Annotated in this window: 2 protein-coding genes; both read left to right on the forward strand. The window is 61.2% G+C overall.

All coding sequences use genetic code 11. The annotated features are described in order from the left end of the window. On the forward strand, positions 1 to 166 hold a 166-nt coding region (locus V6C07_RS01220; protein WP_333534578.1), incomplete at its 5' end, for a pantoate--beta-alanine ligase. Between the two features lie 42 nt (positions 167 to 208). After that, entirely contained in the window at positions 209 to 1,381 is a 1,173-nt protein-coding gene (gene metK, locus V6C07_RS01225) for a methionine adenosyltransferase (protein ID WP_333534577.1), read from the forward strand. Positions 1,382 to 1,545 lie beyond the last annotated feature (164 nt).

Below are 1,545 nucleotides of genomic sequence, written 5' to 3' on the forward strand. Positions count from 1 at the left end.
GCGGCGCTGGGCGGAGCTGCTGCCCCTGGGTCGTCTGGACTACCTCACCATAGTGCATCCGGAATCGCTGGAGCCGCTTGACGAAGTAACAGGCCCGGCCCTCATGGCCTGCGCCGTGCGCATGGGCAAGGCGCGCCTTATCGACAACATTCTTTTACGCTCGTAAAAAACCATCGCGCCTGCCGCGCGCCCCTTCAAGGAGAACAGCATGCAGACCAAGGGCAAATATTACTTCACCTCTGAATCCGTTACCGAAGGCCATCCCGACAAGGTGGCCGACCAGATATCCGACGCCGTACTGGACACACTGCTGGCCCAGGACCCGGACGCCCATGTGGCCTGCGAAGCGCTGGTCACCACGGGCATGGCCGTTATCGCCGGTGAAATCAGCACCACCGGCTATGCCGACCTGCCCACCGTTGTGCGCGAAACCATCAAGAACATCGGCTACAACAGCTCCGACATGGGCTTTGACTGGCAGACCTGCGCCGTCATTTCCACCATCGGCCACCAGTCCCCGGACATCGCCCAGGGCGTGGTGCGCTCCAAGCCCGAAGATCAGGGCGCCGGCGACCAGGGCATGATGTTCGGTTTTGCCTGCAATGAAACCTCCACCCTTATGCCCGCCCCCATTTACTGGGCGCACCAGCTCTCGCAGCAGCTTGCCAGGGCGCGCAAGGACGGCCTGGTGGACTTTTTCCGCCCGGACGGCAAGACCCAGGTTTCTTTTGAATACCAGGACGGCAAGCCCGTGCGCATCAACAACGTGGTGGTTTCTACACAGCACGCCGCCAGCGCAAGCCAGGCCGATGTGGCCGAAGCCGTGAAAAAGCACGTCATTCGCCCCATTCTTGAGCCTTCGGGCTATTTCAATGAAAAAGACTGCGAAATTTTCATCAACACCACCGGACGCTTTGTGGTGGGCGGCCCCATGGGCGACTGCGGGCTTACCGGCCGCAAAATCATCCAGGACACCTACGGCGGCAGCGGTCACCACGGCGGCGGCGCGTTCTCCGGCAAGGACCCTTCCAAAGTTGACCGCTCCGGCGCATACATGGGCCGCTACATCGCCAAAAACGTGGTGGCTGCTGGCCTTGCCCCGGTGTGCGAAGTGCAGATCGCCTACTGCATCGGCGTGGCCCAGCCTGTGAGCGTACTTGTTTCCTCGCAGGGGACCAGCGAAATTCCTGATGAAATCCTTACCAGGGCCGTGCGCGAAGTTTTTGACCTGCGCCCCTATTTCATCACCAAACGCCTGGACCTCAAGCGGCCCATCTACCAGAAGAGCGCCTGCTACGGCCACTTCGGCCGCGAGCTGCCCGAATTCACCTGGGAAGCCACCGATGCCGTGGCCGACCTGCGCACCGCCGCCAAGGTGTAGACGAAAAAGCAGCCTCATTTATGTAGCACTGACGCGCAAGGGGGAACTTCCTGAAAGAGGTTCCCCCTTACGCATGCCCGTTCCTTCTCAATTTTTTCCGGGCGCTGCTGAAACAATTCGGACCGTGCCGCTGCCGCTCCGCCAGCCACGAGCCGTCACAAACC

The organism is Desulfovibrio sp. 1214_IL3152 (genome assembly GCF_036763055.1).
Taxonomy (GTDB): domain Bacteria; phylum Desulfobacterota; class Desulfovibrionia; order Desulfovibrionales; family Desulfovibrionaceae; genus Desulfovibrio.

What these genes read in the sequence shown, in the direction of transcription:
- metK (WP_333534577.1), top strand. Translation starts at nt 209, where the DNA reads ATGCAGACCAAGGGCAAATATTACTTCACCTCTGAATCCGTTACCGAA.